The sequence below is a fragment of the Roseofilum capinflatum BLCC-M114 genome, assembly GCF_030068505.1.
GTDB lineage: Bacteria > Cyanobacteriota > Cyanobacteriia > Cyanobacteriales > Desertifilaceae > Roseofilum > Roseofilum capinflatum.
Genome location: NZ_JAQOSO010000085.1, coordinates 1 through 14,505, shown reverse-complemented (window position 1 = coordinate 14,505; position 14,505 = coordinate 1). Strand labels below are relative to the sequence as shown.

18 protein-coding genes and 2 pseudogenes are annotated in these 14,505 nt (G+C 46.0%); 8 read left to right on the top strand and 12 right to left on the bottom strand.

Annotated features, from left to right (window positions below; genetic code table 11):
* Positions 1-833: pseudogene (locus PMG25_RS16085) on the bottom strand (tetratricopeptide repeat protein); the annotation flags it as partial.
* Positions 834-1,114: 281 nt separating this feature from the next.
* Between PMG25_RS16085 and PMG25_RS16080 the strand changes: the two are divergent.
* Both PMG25_RS16080 and PMG25_RS16075 read left to right on the top strand, forming a co-directional pair.
* Positions 1,115-1,444 carry a nucleotidyltransferase family protein gene (locus PMG25_RS16080; protein WP_430540973.1) on the top strand — a complete coding sequence of 110 codons (330 nt, stop codon included), beginning with the start codon at positions 1,115-1,117 and terminating at the stop codon, positions 1,442-1,444.
* Entirely contained in the window at positions 1,416-1,742 is a 327-nt protein-coding gene (locus PMG25_RS16075) for a HepT-like ribonuclease domain-containing protein (RefSeq protein WP_283767912.1), read from the top strand. The genes PMG25_RS16080 and PMG25_RS16075 overlap by 29 nt, the downstream gene beginning before the upstream one ends.
* On the opposite strand, the pseudogene PMG25_RS24510 reads toward PMG25_RS16075, so the two are convergent.
* Positions 1,720-1,909 (bottom strand): annotated as a pseudogene (locus tag PMG25_RS24510) (hypothetical protein); the annotation flags it as partial. The gene PMG25_RS16075 and the pseudogene PMG25_RS24510 sit on opposite strands and share 23 nt — an antisense overlap.
* 118 nt (positions 1,910-2,027) lie before the next feature.
* Positions 2,028-2,273 (bottom strand): photosystem I iron-sulfur center protein PsaC, encoded by a 246-nt coding sequence (gene psaC / locus PMG25_RS16070; RefSeq protein ID WP_012307203.1) that lies wholly within the window; start codon positions 2,271-2,273, stop codon positions 2,028-2,030.
* 460 nt (positions 2,274-2,733) lie between these two features.
* On the opposite strand from psaC, the gene glmU reads away from it, so the two are divergent.
* A complete protein-coding gene (glmU, locus tag PMG25_RS16065; RefSeq protein ID WP_283767911.1) occupies positions 2,734-4,110 on the top strand; it encodes a bifunctional UDP-N-acetylglucosamine diphosphorylase/glucosamine-1-phosphate N-acetyltransferase GlmU in 1,377 nt (458 codons plus the stop codon).
* A gap of 36 nt (positions 4,111-4,146) precedes the next feature.
* On the opposite strand, the gene hemW is transcribed toward glmU, so the two are convergent.
* Positions 4,147-5,379, bottom strand: coding sequence for a radical SAM family heme chaperone HemW (hemW, locus tag PMG25_RS16060; RefSeq protein WP_283767910.1), 1,233 nt, complete (start codon positions 5,377-5,379; stop codon positions 4,147-4,149).
* 171 nt (positions 5,380-5,550) lie between these two features.
* On the opposite strand from hemW, the gene PMG25_RS16055 reads away from it, so the two are divergent.
* Entirely contained in the window at positions 5,551-6,630 is a 1,080-nt protein-coding gene (locus tag PMG25_RS16055) for a PIN/TRAM domain-containing protein (RefSeq protein ID WP_283767909.1), read from the top strand.
* Between the two features lie 61 nt (positions 6,631-6,691).
* Here the strand turns inward: PMG25_RS16055 and PMG25_RS16050 are convergent, their stop codons facing one another.
* The 6 genes from PMG25_RS16050 to nfi form a co-directional block, all read right to left on the bottom strand.
* Positions 6,692-6,874 (bottom strand): hypothetical protein, encoded by a 183-nt coding sequence (locus PMG25_RS16050; RefSeq protein ID WP_283767908.1) that lies wholly within the window; start codon positions 6,872-6,874, stop codon positions 6,692-6,694.
* Between the two features lie 17 nt (positions 6,875-6,891).
* Positions 6,892-7,521, bottom strand: a complete 630-nt coding sequence (locus PMG25_RS16045; RefSeq protein WP_283767907.1) for a ribonuclease D — start codon at positions 7,519-7,521, stop codon at positions 6,892-6,894.
* Positions 7,478-7,654: a hypothetical protein gene (locus PMG25_RS16040; protein ID WP_283767906.1), complete on the bottom strand. Its 177-nt coding sequence runs from the start codon at positions 7,652-7,654 to the stop codon at positions 7,478-7,480. Before PMG25_RS16040 ends, PMG25_RS16045 begins: the two co-directional genes overlap by 44 nt.
* A 15-nt stretch (positions 7,655-7,669) precedes the next feature.
* A complete protein-coding gene (locus tag PMG25_RS16035; RefSeq protein ID WP_283767905.1) occupies positions 7,670-7,891 on the bottom strand; it encodes a hypothetical protein in 222 nt (73 codons plus the stop codon).
* Positions 7,878-8,477 carry a hypothetical protein gene (locus PMG25_RS16030; RefSeq protein WP_283767904.1) on the bottom strand — a complete coding sequence of 200 codons (600 nt, stop codon included), beginning with the start codon at positions 8,475-8,477 and terminating at the stop codon, positions 7,878-7,880. Before PMG25_RS16030 ends, PMG25_RS16035 begins: the two co-directional genes overlap by 14 nt.
* 73 nt (positions 8,478-8,550) lie before the next feature.
* Entirely contained in the window at positions 8,551-9,222 is a 672-nt protein-coding gene (gene nfi, locus PMG25_RS16025; RefSeq protein WP_283767903.1) for a deoxyribonuclease V, read from the bottom strand.
* A 112-nt stretch (positions 9,223-9,334) separates the two neighbouring features.
* Between nfi and proX the strand changes: the two genes are divergently transcribed.
* Complete coding sequence (proX, locus tag PMG25_RS16020; RefSeq protein ID WP_283767902.1) at positions 9,335-10,372, top strand: glycine betaine/L-proline ABC transporter substrate-binding protein ProX; 1,038 nt, start codon at positions 9,335-9,337, stop codon at positions 10,370-10,372.
* Positions 10,373-10,460: 88 nt separating this feature from the next.
* Here the strand turns inward: proX and PMG25_RS16015 are convergent, their stop codons facing one another.
* Positions 10,461-11,531 carry a CHAD domain-containing protein gene (locus PMG25_RS16015; RefSeq protein WP_283767901.1) on the bottom strand — a complete coding sequence of 357 codons (1,071 nt, stop codon included), beginning with the start codon at positions 11,529-11,531 and terminating at the stop codon, positions 10,461-10,463.
* 249 nt (positions 11,532-11,780) lie between these two features.
* Here PMG25_RS16015 and PMG25_RS16010 point away from each other — a divergent pair, with 249 nt between their 5' ends.
* Positions 11,781-12,110, top strand: coding sequence for an FmdB family zinc ribbon protein (locus PMG25_RS16010; protein WP_283767900.1), 330 nt, complete (start codon positions 11,781-11,783; stop codon positions 12,108-12,110).
* Positions 12,111-12,227: 117 nt separating this feature from the next.
* On the opposite strand, the gene PMG25_RS16005 is transcribed toward PMG25_RS16010, so the two are convergent.
* A complete protein-coding gene (locus tag PMG25_RS16005; RefSeq protein WP_283767899.1) occupies positions 12,228-13,265 on the bottom strand; it encodes an N-acetylmuramoyl-L-alanine amidase in 1,038 nt (345 codons plus the stop codon).
* 279 nt (positions 13,266-13,544) lie between these two features.
* On the opposite strand from PMG25_RS16005, the gene PMG25_RS16000 reads away from it, so the two are divergent.
* Positions 13,545-14,114, top strand: coding sequence for a hypothetical protein (locus PMG25_RS16000; RefSeq protein ID WP_283762845.1), 570 nt, complete (start codon positions 13,545-13,547; stop codon positions 14,112-14,114).
* A complete protein-coding gene (locus PMG25_RS15995; protein WP_283767898.1) occupies positions 14,111-14,398 on the top strand; it encodes a hypothetical protein in 288 nt (95 codons plus the stop codon). Before PMG25_RS16000 ends, PMG25_RS15995 begins: the two co-directional genes overlap by 4 nt.
* The last annotated feature ends 107 nt before the right edge of the window (positions 14,399-14,505 follow it).

The window sequence follows — 14,505 nt, the reverse complement described above, 5'->3', positions numbered from 1 at the left end:
TAAGCGGAGATCGCCTCTTCCAGGTTCTCGGCCCGCTCTCCCCTGATGCGGTTACAGTAGGCTTCTCCCAGATTATTTTGGGTTGCTGCCCAGTCTTGGGGAAAGGCTTCACGGGTTCTCACTTGCAGGGCCAGAGAATAAGCGGAGATCGCCTCTTCCAGGTTCTCGGCCCGCTCTCCCCTGATGCGCTGACTGTAGGCAGCTCCTAGACAAATTTGTAGAAGTGCCCACATCGGTGGGTTCGTTGCTTGGCTAAAAACTGTAAAGGCAATTTCGTAGCAGATGATTGCGATCTCCAGATTATCAGCCCGACTGCCTAATGGAAATTGTTGAATTAAATTACCAAACTCTCCAATAACTCTGGCAATATACTGCCTCTGTTCTGGTTCAACTTGTTCTAGTTTTTGACTAGCCCAAGCTCGCAAGATTTGCGCTAACGTTAAATCTAATTTATCTAAATTCTGTTGCAAGAGCGGATAAACCGCTAATGGATCTCCTTGACTATCCAAGGTTACTTTGAGGATTATTTCCAAAAACTTGACATACTCTTCCTGTCTAGGGTTGGGTTGAGTTGTGTTACGTTTTACCTCACTAGCAGATGACTTACCTTGATCGGGAGCATTTTGTAAACGTTGTAGAATAGCTGTCAACCGCTCTGTATCTTGAGCATTCCCAGTATTGTGCATCGCATCTGCCATTTGTTGTACCATCTCCAGAAAGCCTGAATCCAGTAGATCTCGATGCTCCTCTAGAATATCCGATTCGCTGCTACTCGGATATCGCAGCAATTCTTGGATTAAGCTCAAATAAGCCTGATTTCGTTGTGCATCCATGACAGTAGAGGAAGTTACATTTCATTCCCTCTATTCTAACCTGCCCAAAAGGGTAAGGTAGGCGGCGATATGTTGTTCATCCATGGCGACAATCAGAAACCGGGTTAAATTAACGACCTGTTACCCTCTCACTTAAAATGGAGGCTCCGATGCTCCGAGATCTAAATGATACTATTGTTGCAGGGTATCAATGACTTGGCGATCGCATTAAAATAGCAAGTATGGAAACGAGTACCCTCCAGGGAGAAAATAAGCTAGTGACTGTGTTTAATCCCGATCGCATACCCACAGCGATCAATCTACCCATAGACGAAATAGTAGACTTTTGCGATCGCTGGCAGATTTGTGAATTCTCGCTCTTTGGTTCGGTTCTGCGCGACGACTTTCGCCCGGATAGTGACATCGATATCTTAGTCGATTTTGACCCCGGAGCCAAGCGCGGATTAAAAGAAGCATTCCAGATGCAAGACGAGCTAGAAGTTCTCTTTCATCGTAAAGTAGACTTAATTCCCAAAGCTGCGATCGCTCGTAGCGAAAATTGGCTGCGACGCAAAAATATACTCGAATCAGCAAAAACAATTTATGCCACGCGATCGCGAATCTCTAATTGATATTATCAATGCCATTCAACGGATTTTACGTTATACCAATGGGGTCAGTCGATCTGAATTGGAAAACAATGATGAAAAATTATCTGCTATATTGTATCAAATTACCATTATTGGTGAAGCAACTAAACGACTATCTCAGGAGGTACGTCAGAAATATCCACAAATACCTTGGCGCGAAATGGCAGGAATGCGAGATGTAATTGTCCATGAATACGATCGACTAGATTTTGAGATTATCTGGGATATCGTCGCCAATCGACTTACAGATCTTTTAACTATGCTTGAAAACTTAATCTGAAGTTGTTTTCACAAAAGTATGGGTATCCCCTTCCATAAATCACCCGTGCAGAAGATAGAATAGCTTGGCGACGCAGATAGTTCCGACTGGTTTCAATTCCCTTGCGAGTAATTAATATCGACATCTCGCTGAAAGACTTGTTGGAGTTCCTCTTCCATCTGAGCTAAATCAAACAGTGATTAACTTGTCTTCCCTTGACCAAAAAGGGGGAGTGCTTAAACTCCCCCTGAAGATTGACCCCAGGTTCAGGGTGAACCCAAGGTAATGGTAATGGTGAACCCGCTTTTAGTAAGCTAGACCCATGCTGCGGGTGGTTTCCGCACCTAAGTAAACCCGGATACTTAAAAAGTCAGTAGGACAGGCGGTTTCACAGCGCTTACAACCCACACAGTCTTCTGTGCGAGGAGAAGAAGCAATCTGTCCGGCTTTGCATCCATCCCAAGGAACCATTTCTAGTACATCTAAGGGACAAGCACGCACACACTGGGTGCAACCAATGCAGGTATCGTAGATTTTTACTGAATGAGACATTGAATAAGAACTCCCAACAACAGTTTGATAGTGATATGCTCTCACACTTATCGACAAACGATAAGGTGTAGGAGGTTGAGTGGCTTCTAGAGGACTCTAGAGGCTCAACCGAGTCATTGAGAACGGAATGCTTGAACCGCTCTATGGTTTGACCCATTTAAGTTAGTCCAGCGTTATACCGGATCAAAGCTTAGTGTAGCGCAGGGGTTCAACTCAAATAAACAAAAGGATGAGAAACTTTAAACAACTTGACAATTGCCGATCGCCAAAATCCAAGCAAAAATCGCTCAATCTCCTGTTCTCACTGGGATAGAGCCGGATTGTTCGCCCCAAGCCCAAAATGGAGAGCGATCGCCCCTACCCATAAAATGAGGGGAACGCGGATTAAGATTTCACCTCGACAGTCCAATTTTGGTAATAAACCGCGATATACTCCTGTCGGTAGTGTGGTTGATTAGTCATGGTAGCAGTAGCAATCTTAGCCGCAGGACGGGGCACTCGGATGAAATCGGAGTTACCCAAAGTCTTACATCCCCTAGGAGGGCGTTCTTTAGTCGAACGGGTAGTCGAGAGTTGTCAATTGATTTCCCCAGTCCGTCAGTTTGTGATTGTGGGATATCGGGGGGATCGAGTTCAGGAATCTCTAACCGGTATATCGGGATTAGAGTTTGTCACCCAAAGCCAACAATTGGGAACCGGTCATGCGGTTCAGCAGATTTTACCCCACTTAGAAGGCTTTACGGGGGATTTACTGGTACTCAATGGGGATGTGCCCCTATTACGACCGGAAACCATTCGTAATTTGCTCGAAACCCATAAAACGGAAGGGAACGGAGCGACGATTTTAACGGCTCAACATCCCCACCCCAAAGGCTATGGGCGAGTCTTTTCTGATAGCGATAATCTGCTGCAACAGATTGTGGAAGACCGGGATTGTACAACAGCCCAACGGCACAATCGGCGCATTAATGCGGGGGTTTATTGTTTCAATTGGCCGCAACTGGCTCAAGTTTTACCCCAGTTAAAGTCAGAAAATGACCAGCAGGAATATTATTTAACGGATGCGGTCAATTATTTAGACCGAGTGATGATTGTGGATGTGGAGGATTATCAGGAGATTTTAGGGATTAATGACCGCAAACAGTTGGCTACGGCCCATCAGATTCTCCAAGACCGGATTAAGGAGGAGTGGATGAAGGCGGGGGTGACGTTGATCGATCCCGATAGTATTACGATTGATGATACGGTACAGATTGCCTCAGATGTGCTGATTGAACCGCAAACCCATATTCGCGGCAATACGACGATTGGGACAGGTTGTCGCATTGGGCCGGGGAGTTTGATTGAGAATAGTCAGATTGGGGAGCAGGTGACGGTTCTCTATTCGGTGATTAGTGATAGTGTGGTGAACTCGAATACGAGAGTTGGCCCCTATGCCCATTTGCGAGGCCATGCTGAGATTGGAGAAGGTTGTCGGGTGGGCAATTTTGTGGAGATTAAGAAGTCCCAAGTGGGCGATCGCACCAATGTCGCCCATTTGTCCTATATTGGAGATGCCGAACTCGGTCAACAGGTGAATGTGGGTGCAGGCACAATCACGGCCAATTATGATGGCTATCAGAAGCATAAGACGGTAATTGGCGATCGCACTAAAACAGGCTCGAATAGTGTCTTAGTCGCTCCTGTTACCATTGGCGAAGATGTCACCATTGGAGCCGGATCGGTGGTCACGAAAGATGTACAAAATGATGCCCTAGTCGTCGCCCGCGCTCCCCAAAAAGTGCGTCCCGGATGGCGACCGAAAGGGGTAGCTAAGGATGGGGAGATGGAGAGATAGGGAGATAGGGAGATGGGGAAATGGGGGGATCTCCTATTACTCATTACTCAACACTTGGAACATTTGGGCTAAGACTGTGTTAGAAAAGAGAAAGCCTTCTGGATCGCTCAGAGAGATCTGACCCGTCGAGGGCAGAGGTTGTCCAGGAAGCCAAGGCTGTCCATTCAGGGTGTTGAGGTGAATCCATCCTTGTTGATAGTAGGGATACCAACTCGGACTCAACTGTTGCAAGGGAGGATAACCAAATCGATCGGTTAAGGTCTGTAAAGATAGACCTTCTGCAAGCCGAAGACCGAGCATGAGAGTTTCTAGAAACTGTTCGGTGTCCGAGAGTGGAGGAGTGTCTATCACTCCCCCGTCTTGCAGCCATTGATAGTAGGTTTGCCGGGTGCGAGGTCGGGTAAATCGGATACCATCAATGTAACTGGCGGCTCCCATTCCCCAACCATAGTAGGGCTGATTTTGCCAATACACTCGGTTATGACGACAGTGATATCCGGGGCGAGCATAGTTAGAAATTTCGTAGTGATCGTAACCTGCTTCTCGGAGAATTTGGGAGGTTAAGCGATAGAATTGGGCACTGATTTCATCGCTGGGAAGGTTAAGTTTTCCTGATTCATAGCGATGCTCGAAGACGGTCATCGGTTCAACGATTAGGTCATAGACGGAGAGGTGAGGCGGGGAAATTTCGAGGGCGGTTTGTAGAGTTTCTTGCCACTGCTCTAGATTTTGTTCGGGTAAACCGGAGATCAGGTCGATACTGAAGTTCTGGACGGATGCTTGATGAAGGAGATCGATCGCCTGATAAACTTCACTGACGGTATGCGATCGCCCACAGAGTTTCAAGATCCGGTCATCAAAGGATTGTACCCCTAAACTGATCCGATTGACTCCCAGAGCTAAAAATCCTTGTAATTTATCGAGATCAAAGGTTCCGGGGTCAATTTCCATGGAAATTTCCGCGCTAGAAGTTAACCCAAAGTGGCGATCCAAAGTAGTTAAGAGCTGCTCCAGTTGACCTACACTGAGCAAGGATGGGGTTCCTCCACCAAAAAACACCGTCTCTAGGGACACACCGCGAGGGGGAGTCTGTTCAATTTCCCTAATTAACTCCTGGATATAATGGGAAATGGCTGGGGAAGAGTCCCCCCAACGGCGATCGCCCACCACAGAAATAGCAAAATCACAATAGAAACAGCGACGACGACAGAAGGGAATATGAAGATAAGCTGAACGAGGAATCGCCCAAAATTGTTGTTGATGCTCCATTAAACCTCTGACCCCTGTTCTATTTCCCGTCTTTTGATTATCTCTAGAATGAATCGACAGGGTTTTGTGTCGATCTCTTATAATAAGGGTTATCTCGATCCTTTATGGCGATGAGTTTAGGGGGTTAATTCAGACCCCTGAATATTGATCCATTCCTAATCAGGTCAAACGATGATTGACGCAATTATTATTATATCCTTCATACTAGCAGGAATCGGTATCGGTTTCTACGGGGTGGAATTGCTCCCAACCCCCGTCTTAGACCAAGTGAGTAATCAAGATGGTCTGCGATCGGTAACCGCCGGATTTGCGGCCCTAATTATGGGAGCCGTGGGGCTATTTGTGCAAACCTCCTATCGGCGTTTAGAAGCGCAGGTGCGGCAAATGCCCGTAGAAGTCCTCCTCACCCGTTCCATTGGTTTAGTTGTCGGTCTATTAGTCGCTAACCTGATGTTAGCGCCCCTATTCCTGCTCCCCATTCCCAAAGAATTCGGCTTCATTAAACCCCTAGTCGCCGTCTTAGGCAGTATCCTCTTTGCCTTCTCCGGTATTTCCCTGGCAGATGCCCATGGTCGGTCATTTTTACGACTGATTAATCCCCATAGCATGGAAAGTTTATTACTGTCTGAGGGAACCCTAAAACCTGCTACCACCAAAATTCTGGATACCAGTTGTATTATTGATGGTCGCCTGGAAGAACTCCTGAGTACCAAGTTTATTGAAGGGCAACTCTTAGTGCCTCAATTTGTCTTACAAGAGTTGCAACTGGTAGCCGATGCGGGTAACGATCAAAAGCGGATTCGAGGCCGTCGGGGCTTAGAAATTCTCAACCGCATTCGCGAAACCTATCCGGAAAAAATTGCCATCCATCCGGCTGATTATGAAGATATTGGCACGGTAGATGCTAAGTTGGTGCATTTAGCCCAAGAAATTAACGCCACATTGCTCACCAATGATTACAACCTGAACCAGGTTGCTAGTTTACAGGAGGTGTCTGTTCTCAATATTAATGACCTAGCCCAAGCCATGCGTCCAGCCTATTTACCGGGCGACGATCTGGACTTGAAAATTATTAAGCAAGGTCGAGAACCGGAACAGGGTGTGGGATATTTGGATGATGGCACGATGGTGGTGGTTGAAGAAGGGGGGCAGTATATTGGCGTAGAATTGCATGTGGTGGTTACAGGTGCTTTGCAAACTTCGGCAGGACGGATGATTTTTGCTCGTCCTCAAGCTACGGCGATCGCTTGATCGGGATTAAGCAATAAGTAAGGGTTACAAGCAACGACTCCATATATAGCGGATTGGTGCGTTACGCTTCGCTAACACACCCTACGAATAGAGCGCGATCGCCAACGTCAGGAGAAGGAGTTGGAGCGAGAAAGAGCTGATAGCGCGGAGCTAGAGCGCGATCGCGCTCAATCCGATCTACAACAGCTACGGGAGAAACTGCGACAGTTAAATATCGATCCTGATTCTCTGTCGTAGTTTCCAAAAGGGCGATCGCCTTCATTAATGCTCTAATACATCTTTATATTGCAACAAATCTAACGCAACTAAAACGGGGATACAGCCAAAACACTGTTGTGCAAGTTCCCAGCGCTCTTCTCGGTGTAGCATGTGGATGAGCTTTTCTTTCACACTGATAAGATAGCGCACATCGTTAGCAGCGTAGCTGAGTTGTTCCTCGGACAGATTGCTGACATTTCCCCAATCTGAGCTTTGGGCGCTTTTATCAAGTTCGACTTTTTCCAGTTCTTGGACTAATTCTTTCAATCCATGACGGTTGGTGTAGGTGCGGGCGAGTTTGCTGGCAACTTTGGTACAGAAGATGGGATTGACAGTGATATCGAAATGATGCTCAAACTGGGCCACATCAAATCGGGCAAAGTGAAAGACTTTGATAATGGTTGGGCACTCTAGCAGTTGTTTGAGGTTGGGGGCTGTGGTTTGTCCTTTGGCGATCCGGATGGCAATGACATGGCCTTGGGGGTCAGCAATTTGGACGAGACAGAGGCGATCGCGTAGGGGCAATAAGCCCATGGTTTCTGTATCTACGGCAATTTCTCCGACTTGCATATAATGGGCGAGTTGCTCGTCATTGAGATCCTGCTCGCCGATCTGAAAGGGTTGAATGGTCATAAATTAGGGAATAGGGAATGGGGAATGGGGAATAGGCAATAGGGAATGGGGAATAGGCAATAGGGAATGGGGAATAGGGAATAGGCAATAGGCAATAGGGAATAGGCAATAGGCAATAGGGAATCTTCCCCATCCTCCCCATCTCCGCTTAGGGTTGTTGTTCGGTGGGGGGTTCGGGGTTGGAAGGGGGAGATTTCTGGGAAGCGTGAATAAACCAACCGATGACTAGAACCAGGACTGCACCCAGAATATACCCTAAACCGGCAAATCCAAAGCGATCGGCGGCGAAACTGATCCATTGTCCAAATCCTTGTTTAGGTGGGGGATCGTTCATATCGCTCATATAAAATATACCTTTATTGGCTTTCAAAGAGTTCGGAGAGTTCTTCGGTACTGGTTCCTAAAATACGGGCGAGTTTAGAGATTTCATTATCGGTAAATCCATCCCGAATTTGGATGAGTTCTTTGGGAGAACGGCCGACGATGCGGGCGATCGCCCCAATTTGTTCGTCGCTAATTTCTTTACCTCCGTACACATCTCGCAGATCTTGGGGGGAAAGCTTATAGGAGTCGCAAAAGCGGACAAACTCTTTATCGCTAATATCGAGTTGTTCTTGGCGATCGCGCAGTAAAAACATAATTGCCCGCGAGCCATGATCGGGACGCTTAAAGCGATCGACATATTGCTTGTATAGCTCATTGACTTGTTGGGGAGTGCCGCCCAACTGTTTCACTAAGTCGGTACAGGCCATTTTCAGGGCTTTATTGAGGGTTTTGTTTTGTTGAGAGAGCTTTTCGTTTTCCTGTTGCAGTTTTTCGGATTTGTTGATGGTGTCAACAATACTGGCGGCAAATTCTGGAGTACAGAGGCCAACATCCGCATCTTCATAGGAAATAGGGATGTAGGAGCGGTTAGGATTAAATTGTAAGCGTAAAGACTGGTTATTTTCTTCCATAAGGTTGTATATAGTCGCGCTAACCCGACGCTTCAGAAGGGGGTTTCTGAGTCTGGGTCTATTGTACTTCACCTTAACTCTGAATTCGATTAGAGGCCAAGCGATCGGCAATGCGGGTGGTTTCGGGGAGACGGTACTGGGGGCTGCAATCGAGGACATAGGCGATCGCCGTTTCTAAGCCGATCTTATGACCAATAGAAACATATAAGGGTTTAACCTTGGTGCGGGTTCTCAATACTGCTCCAATCGTTTCCTCCCCATCTTTGAGCGGTTCCCAACTGCCTCGTGTGGGTGCAGGTTCATTATGAGTACCAATAAACCGGGATTTAGCGACCCCAATGGTAGGACAATCGAGCAAGGTTCCCAGATGACAGGCTAATCCAAATCGGCGAGGATGAGCGAATCCTTGGCCATCACAGAGGATTAAGTCGGGGGTTGTGGTGAGTTGACGGAGCGCTTTGAGGATTGGGGGGACTTCCCGAAAGGAGAGAAAACCGGGAATATAGGGAAAGATGGTGGGACAAAGGGCGATCGCCGTTTCGATCAGCGTTAAGTCTGGAAAACTCAGCACGGCAACTGCTGCTCTGGTGGTTTTTCCCCCATCTTCAAATCCCAGATCCACCCCAGCAACCCAGTTCACTGTTGAAAGCTGATCCGAGGTCATGACGCGATCGCGCCCTTGTTCTTGAATTAATTTAGCTTCCTCTATCGAAGTCGGCCAACTGAGGTCTTCAGGAATTTTCATAACCTATCTACTTTGCTGATTGATCTTTAATTATGCTAATCAAGTAAATTCTTATGCTAGAGTTACCAAGAAACAGATGAGATATCTGATTGTTGTGTTAACTCGCTAAACTATGATCCAATCGAAAATAAGGTCTGTTGCTTTGGGTACGATAGTTGGGGGATTGCTCTTTGGGGCGATCTCCTGTGGTAATACCACCACAGAAACCTCCAGTGACTTACCTGGAGCAGGGACAACCTTAACCCATGGTCAGAGTAGTATACTAGAAGAACACTTTCAATCCCAAATTATTAACAAAGCCTTAGAGCAATTGGGATACGAGACTCAACCCCCTAAAGAACTGACCTATCCGACCCTGTATGCGGCGATCGGTAACGGAGATATAGACTACACTGCGGTGAATTGGGACAGGCTACACACTGAATTTTACGAAAATAGTGGGGGAGATGAAAAATTAGCCCACGTTGGAGTCCTCACCCCTTCAGTGTTACAGGGATACCAAATAGATAAGAAAACAGCCGATGAATATAACATTACCAGTTTAGAACAGCTCAAAGACCCCGAAATTGCCCAACTCTTTGATACCGATGGTAATGGAAAAGCCAATTTAACCGGATGCGATCCCGGTTGGGGCTGCGAGTTGGTGATCGAACACCATTTAGATGCCTATGGTTTGCGCGATACCGTCGAACACGATCAGGGTCAGTATTCGGCCTTGATTGCCGATACGATGGTTCGCTATCAGGAGGGAGAATCCATTTTGTTTTACACTTGGACTCCCTACTGGGTTGGTGGCGTATTAAAACCGGGTGAAGAAACCATTTGGCTAGAAGTCCCTTATACCGATCTTCCCGAAGGACAAGGGGAAGTGTCTGAAGCCGATACCACAGCCAACGGCAAAAATTTGGGTTTTGTCGTCGATCGCATTAGAGTTGTAGCAAATAAAGAGTTTGTAGACGCAAATCCGGCTGCCGAAAAACTCTTTGAGTTGGTAGAAATTCCCCTTGATGATATTAACGCCCAAAACATGCTGATTCAAGAAGGAGAAGACCAACCAGAAGATATTGAGCGTCATGTGAATCAGTGGATTGCTGACAATCAAGAGTTATTTGATAGTTGGGTAGAACAAGCCATGGAAGTTGAATCCTAATTCTATTTCTCCATCATTTAGCTTACAAGCCAGCAAGGGGCTTCAGCTCCTTGCTGGCTCGTAGAACCTCTCAGGAAATGCTCTGAGTTTAGTTTTTATCTTGCAGGCGATGATGGTTTTTTGTCTCACCAGGGGCGATCGCCTCTGGTGTATGATTGTTAATTAGGGTATTATTTTCTGCAACCGCTACCTGGATTAAAGGGCTGATCGCTGAGTTTCGTAACCCTTGACGCACGGTTTCACTCAAGTATCGCTGCTGTAGTTTATACCATTTTTTCCAGCATTCATAACGCTGTTTGCTTAACAGTTTTGCCAAGGTTGGCACTTGTGTTCTCCAGCTTGAAGGTAAGACTTGATCCAAAAAATCTTCTAACACCAAGGTATCTTGAATTGTTCCTAACACTTCCTGAATGGCTTTAATCTCTTGCACATATTCTTGGTAAACCGGGCCATAATGCTGTCTAAACAAACTCATTTGATAGCGCACCCGTTTCGCTTGTTTGCGGAGATCGTGCAATTCTTCCCCATGTTGGGCAATTTGGGCTTCAGCTCCCTTAATGGTTAACCGGGTTTGCCGCTTAATTTTATCTCGCTCTACAGTAACTCCAACCCACCAAGCGGGATGCAGCAACAATTGATTGATGTAAGGTAACAATAGATCCGGTAATACACTATTGACTGATAACTCTGCCCACTGCTGATAGTGTGGCTCTTGCAACCACCCTTGTAGGCACTGCTTAAATTTCTTATAAGTCTTACCCTGAAGGAGCTTTTTCACGTTGTGGAAAGCTTTAGAGCGCCGTTTGGATAATTTTTTCAAAGCTTTCTCTACTAAGGGTTTTTCCTTCGCTTTTAATTGGGGTTCATACTCTTGCAGAGCGTCTTGCAGTACATCTAAATCTCGCAACTCTCCGAGAATTCTAGCCATTTTGCCAATCTGCTTGTTACTGACTTGGGGCGGTAAGTCTAAAATGGGAGCAAAACCACTGACTGCACTGCGTAAGCGTCGCATTCCTACGCGCATCTGGTGTAAATCTTCTGGATCTTGGTCGGCTAAAACCTTTTGTTCATAGGCGATCGCTTTGCGGAAATATTTTTCCATCCCCAGATAAGCCCAATCTCTTAAATGGTGAGTCTGAGAGTTTTGCGGTTGAATCATGGTCTGTGCCCCTAAAATTAAACGATCGCCTCACCCGTCTAGGGTGTTTAACTAAAATATATAATTATAACATACTCAATTCCTATGAGCGGCTTTGACTTATAAAAACTTTATAAACTCAGATCATCTCTGTTGTTATCGCCTTTTTCTCTGCTACGAGATCACTCAACCGATCGCTCTCTTGAAATTTTGCCCTAACTCCTATACACTAAACAATAGATTAACCTTTTTCTCAATAGACTAATTATTATGCCCATCTACGATTATTTCTGCCCTAGTAATAATCGCAAAGTTGAAGTCTTTCATTCCCTGAATCAGACCCTAGAAACTTGGGGCAAACTCTGTGAACTCGCCCAGATCGATCCCGAAGACACCCCCTTAGATGCACCCGTGCGCCGTTTGTTGAGCGCCCCCATGCTTAGTGTTCCCACGAGCAACAATGATTATAAAAATTTAGGATTTAGTAAATTAGTCAAGCGAGATGATGGTGTTTACGAAAACGTCACCGCTAAAGACGGAGAAGATCCCATTTACTATCGAAATAAAGGGTCTTCAAATAACCCTGACTTGAATAGCTAATTTTCCCTTCACTAAACCCTCGTAGGGTGGGCAGGAGGATAAGCGACATCATGCAACTTCTACAAGCGCCTCCTGACCACCCAATCGGATACTTGAATCGATTACCCAGACTTGATATTACAGGGGAGGAGCTGTTTTCGTGCCTAAATGGATAGACTTATCCGCACCCCGATAGGCATAGTCAATACCTAATTCTTTACAGAAATCTGCCAAGATGACATAGGTAGAACGCTTTAATAAGACTCCTTGTACAAAGGGTTGTACTGGGAAATCTTGATCGCCAATGGCATTCCCATTCACATCTAAAGGACGATTCAGGTAAATATCAACATTGGGAAAACTGGGAATAATGGGAGCATCAGTGATGTATTTGGGCCTGTATTTATCCGAAACCAAATTAATAAACCGGATGTCCCCGCTTTGGACTGTACCAATTCGGATCTGGAAAGGTGATGTTAAATCTAATAACCGAGCATAACACCGGTTATCGGAAAGAATATAGCCTGTAGAAACGACTCGACCCCCAAAGAAGATCTTGCATTCCGTTTCCTGCTGATAGTTTTCGATTTTTTGTAAGTCCGGATCGGCAGCAGCTTGCATGAAGCTCCGAACTTTATCCCGTAAAATATCACCCCCTACACCACCGCGATCGGAAGATTTCAGTTGCCACCAGTCCCAGCGCTCGGCTGTCCCTCCCGGCCATCCATCATGCCAACTAATGGGGCCATAGTTATCATGGGGTAGCCCATAGTATCTTGCTGTACCAAAAGAGACTCCAGTACCTCGCCAAGCTTGCCACTTAGAAAAATCTCGATTAGCGGCTGCTTCGGCGTGAGTCATCACACTAGAGATAGTAATATCATTGACTCCCCAACCCAAATCTAGAGCAAGAGATGCCACTTCCTTGCACATATTGTCAATTTGGATCGTGGTGGGGGGATAATCCCGCCAAGCCACGCCTCCCATACAGGAGCAACAGATACTGACAGAATTGGTGTTACGGGCATAAGTATGAGTCCGCAACATTTGATCGTAACCCGTGTGCCGTTTAACTGTGCCATCACTCATGACTACGGTATGGTAATGGCCAGGAGTTGCCCAATTATAGTGCGTTCCACTCCAGTGTAAATAGATTTTCCGAATGATTTGACCCATAAACTTGCCTGATCCTAAGATATAGACCTCATTATATTTCAGGGATTTCTTCTAAAATATTAAAGTTGGCCAAAAGAAGAGGGATTTTTAAGAGGCGATCGCCTGTATCCGTAATTTAGCGTACATTCCTTAACCTCTCTCTCTAGAGGAACACCCAAAAACCTGTAAATCTCCTCTAGTCAAAAGGGTTAGCCATCCACCATAATAGAAGATAGACCCGGCCAAGGTTTTGGCCCACTTCACCCTTCACCCTATAACTGAATAAACCCTCCTACCACTATGACGGCCACCGTGCATTCCCTCTTTGATACCCTTTCTCCTGAACCTTCTGAAGACTCCCTCTCTGCCAGTACCCTAGAACTCGCTGTTGGAGATGCCCGTGAAGTCCTCGAACAACAACGACAGAAAAACCAAACCCTGACTACGAAACTGAATATCTTATTTGTGACCAATGGAGCCTTGCTCACCAGTTTAACCCTGTCTCGGTTGGTGCTAGTGCCCAATTTGCTCACGGTTGCTGAGTTGATCGGTTTCCTTGTAAACTTTACGTTGCTGATTTCGGCATTCCTCCCTCGGCAAATGGCAGTGAGTCCTAATTTAGGCGATCGCAAGTTCCTGGAAAGCTACTTATCTCTCTCGCCAGAGGAATATCAACTGCAAATGCTCGTGAACTGGGCAGAAGCCTATAATGTAAATAAACAACGGTTAGATGATATCTCCCAATCCCTCTCCTATGCTGCCTATGCCACCTGGATGTTGGCGTTGGTAATTCTGACGGATATGGTAGTGGCTAACTTTTGTCCAGGGATGGCTTGCTTCCCTACTGTTTTGACTTATTTTGCTCTATGAGTTCCCATCGGGACAATCCCAATCCTCCCAAAAAGAAAGTCAACCTGCCGGAACCGGATCAGGATAATATTACGGTACTGACCAATAAGTTGCCCAAAGGGCCAATTTTGCCATGGAACCGGTATGATTCCCCGTGGCACAATCCAGAAAAGGAAAAAGACAAGAAGGACGCTTTGAAAGCTGAAGGCGCTACAGTAGAGCCAAATTCAGAAAGGGAAGATACTGAGAATACAGAGGAAGGGCAAGAAGGCAATACGATTCCCTTTAAGCGTAATCAGGGATGAGTTGAATTAAAAATTTTGTTCTAAATTGTAGCTGGGCTTGAACGATTAAAAAGTAGAGACATGGTGGGTTCGTGCGGGTTTCCGCAAGCGGACATGAATACAAAAAT

What these genes read in the sequence shown, in the direction of transcription:
- PMG25_RS16075 (WP_283767912.1), top strand. Translation starts at nt 1,416, where the DNA reads ATGCCACGCGATCGCGAATCTCTAATTGATATTATCAATGCCATTCAA.
- psaC (WP_012307203.1), bottom strand. Translation starts at nt 2,273, where the DNA reads ATGTCTCATTCAGTAAAAATCTACGATACCTGCATTGGTTGCACCCAG.
- glmU (WP_283767911.1), top strand. Translation starts at nt 2,734, where the DNA reads ATGGTAGCAGTAGCAATCTTAGCCGCAGGACGGGGCACTCGGATGAAA.
- hemW (WP_283767910.1), bottom strand. Translation starts at nt 5,379, where the DNA reads ATGGAGCATCAACAACAATTTTGGGCGATTCCTCGTTCAGCTTATCTT.
- PMG25_RS16055 (WP_283767909.1), top strand. Translation starts at nt 5,551, where the DNA reads ATGATTGACGCAATTATTATTATATCCTTCATACTAGCAGGAATCGGT.
- PMG25_RS16045 (WP_283767907.1), bottom strand. Translation starts at nt 7,521, where the DNA reads ATGACCATTCAACCCTTTCAGATCGGCGAGCAGGATCTCAATGACGAG.
- PMG25_RS16040 (WP_283767906.1), bottom strand. Translation starts at nt 7,654, where the DNA reads ATGGGGAAGATTCCCTATTGCCTATTGCCTATTCCCTATTGCCTATTG.
- PMG25_RS16030 (WP_283767904.1), bottom strand. Translation starts at nt 8,477, where the DNA reads ATGGAAGAAAATAACCAGTCTTTACGCTTACAATTTAATCCTAACCGC.
- nfi (WP_283767903.1), bottom strand. Translation starts at nt 9,222, where the DNA reads ATGAAAATTCCTGAAGACCTCAGTTGGCCGACTTCGATAGAGGAAGCT.
- proX (WP_283767902.1), top strand. Translation starts at nt 9,335, where the DNA reads ATGATCCAATCGAAAATAAGGTCTGTTGCTTTGGGTACGATAGTTGGG.
- PMG25_RS16015 (WP_283767901.1), bottom strand. Translation starts at nt 11,531, where the DNA reads ATGATTCAACCGCAAAACTCTCAGACTCACCATTTAAGAGATTGGGCT.
- PMG25_RS16010 (WP_283767900.1), top strand. Translation starts at nt 11,781, where the DNA reads ATGCCCATCTACGATTATTTCTGCCCTAGTAATAATCGCAAAGTTGAA.
- PMG25_RS16005 (WP_283767899.1), bottom strand. Translation starts at nt 13,265, where the DNA reads ATGGGTCAAATCATTCGGAAAATCTATTTACACTGGAGTGGAACGCAC.
- PMG25_RS16000 (WP_283762845.1), top strand. Translation starts at nt 13,545, where the DNA reads ATGACGGCCACCGTGCATTCCCTCTTTGATACCCTTTCTCCTGAACCT.
- PMG25_RS15995 (WP_283767898.1), top strand. Translation starts at nt 14,111, where the DNA reads ATGAGTTCCCATCGGGACAATCCCAATCCTCCCAAAAAGAAAGTCAAC.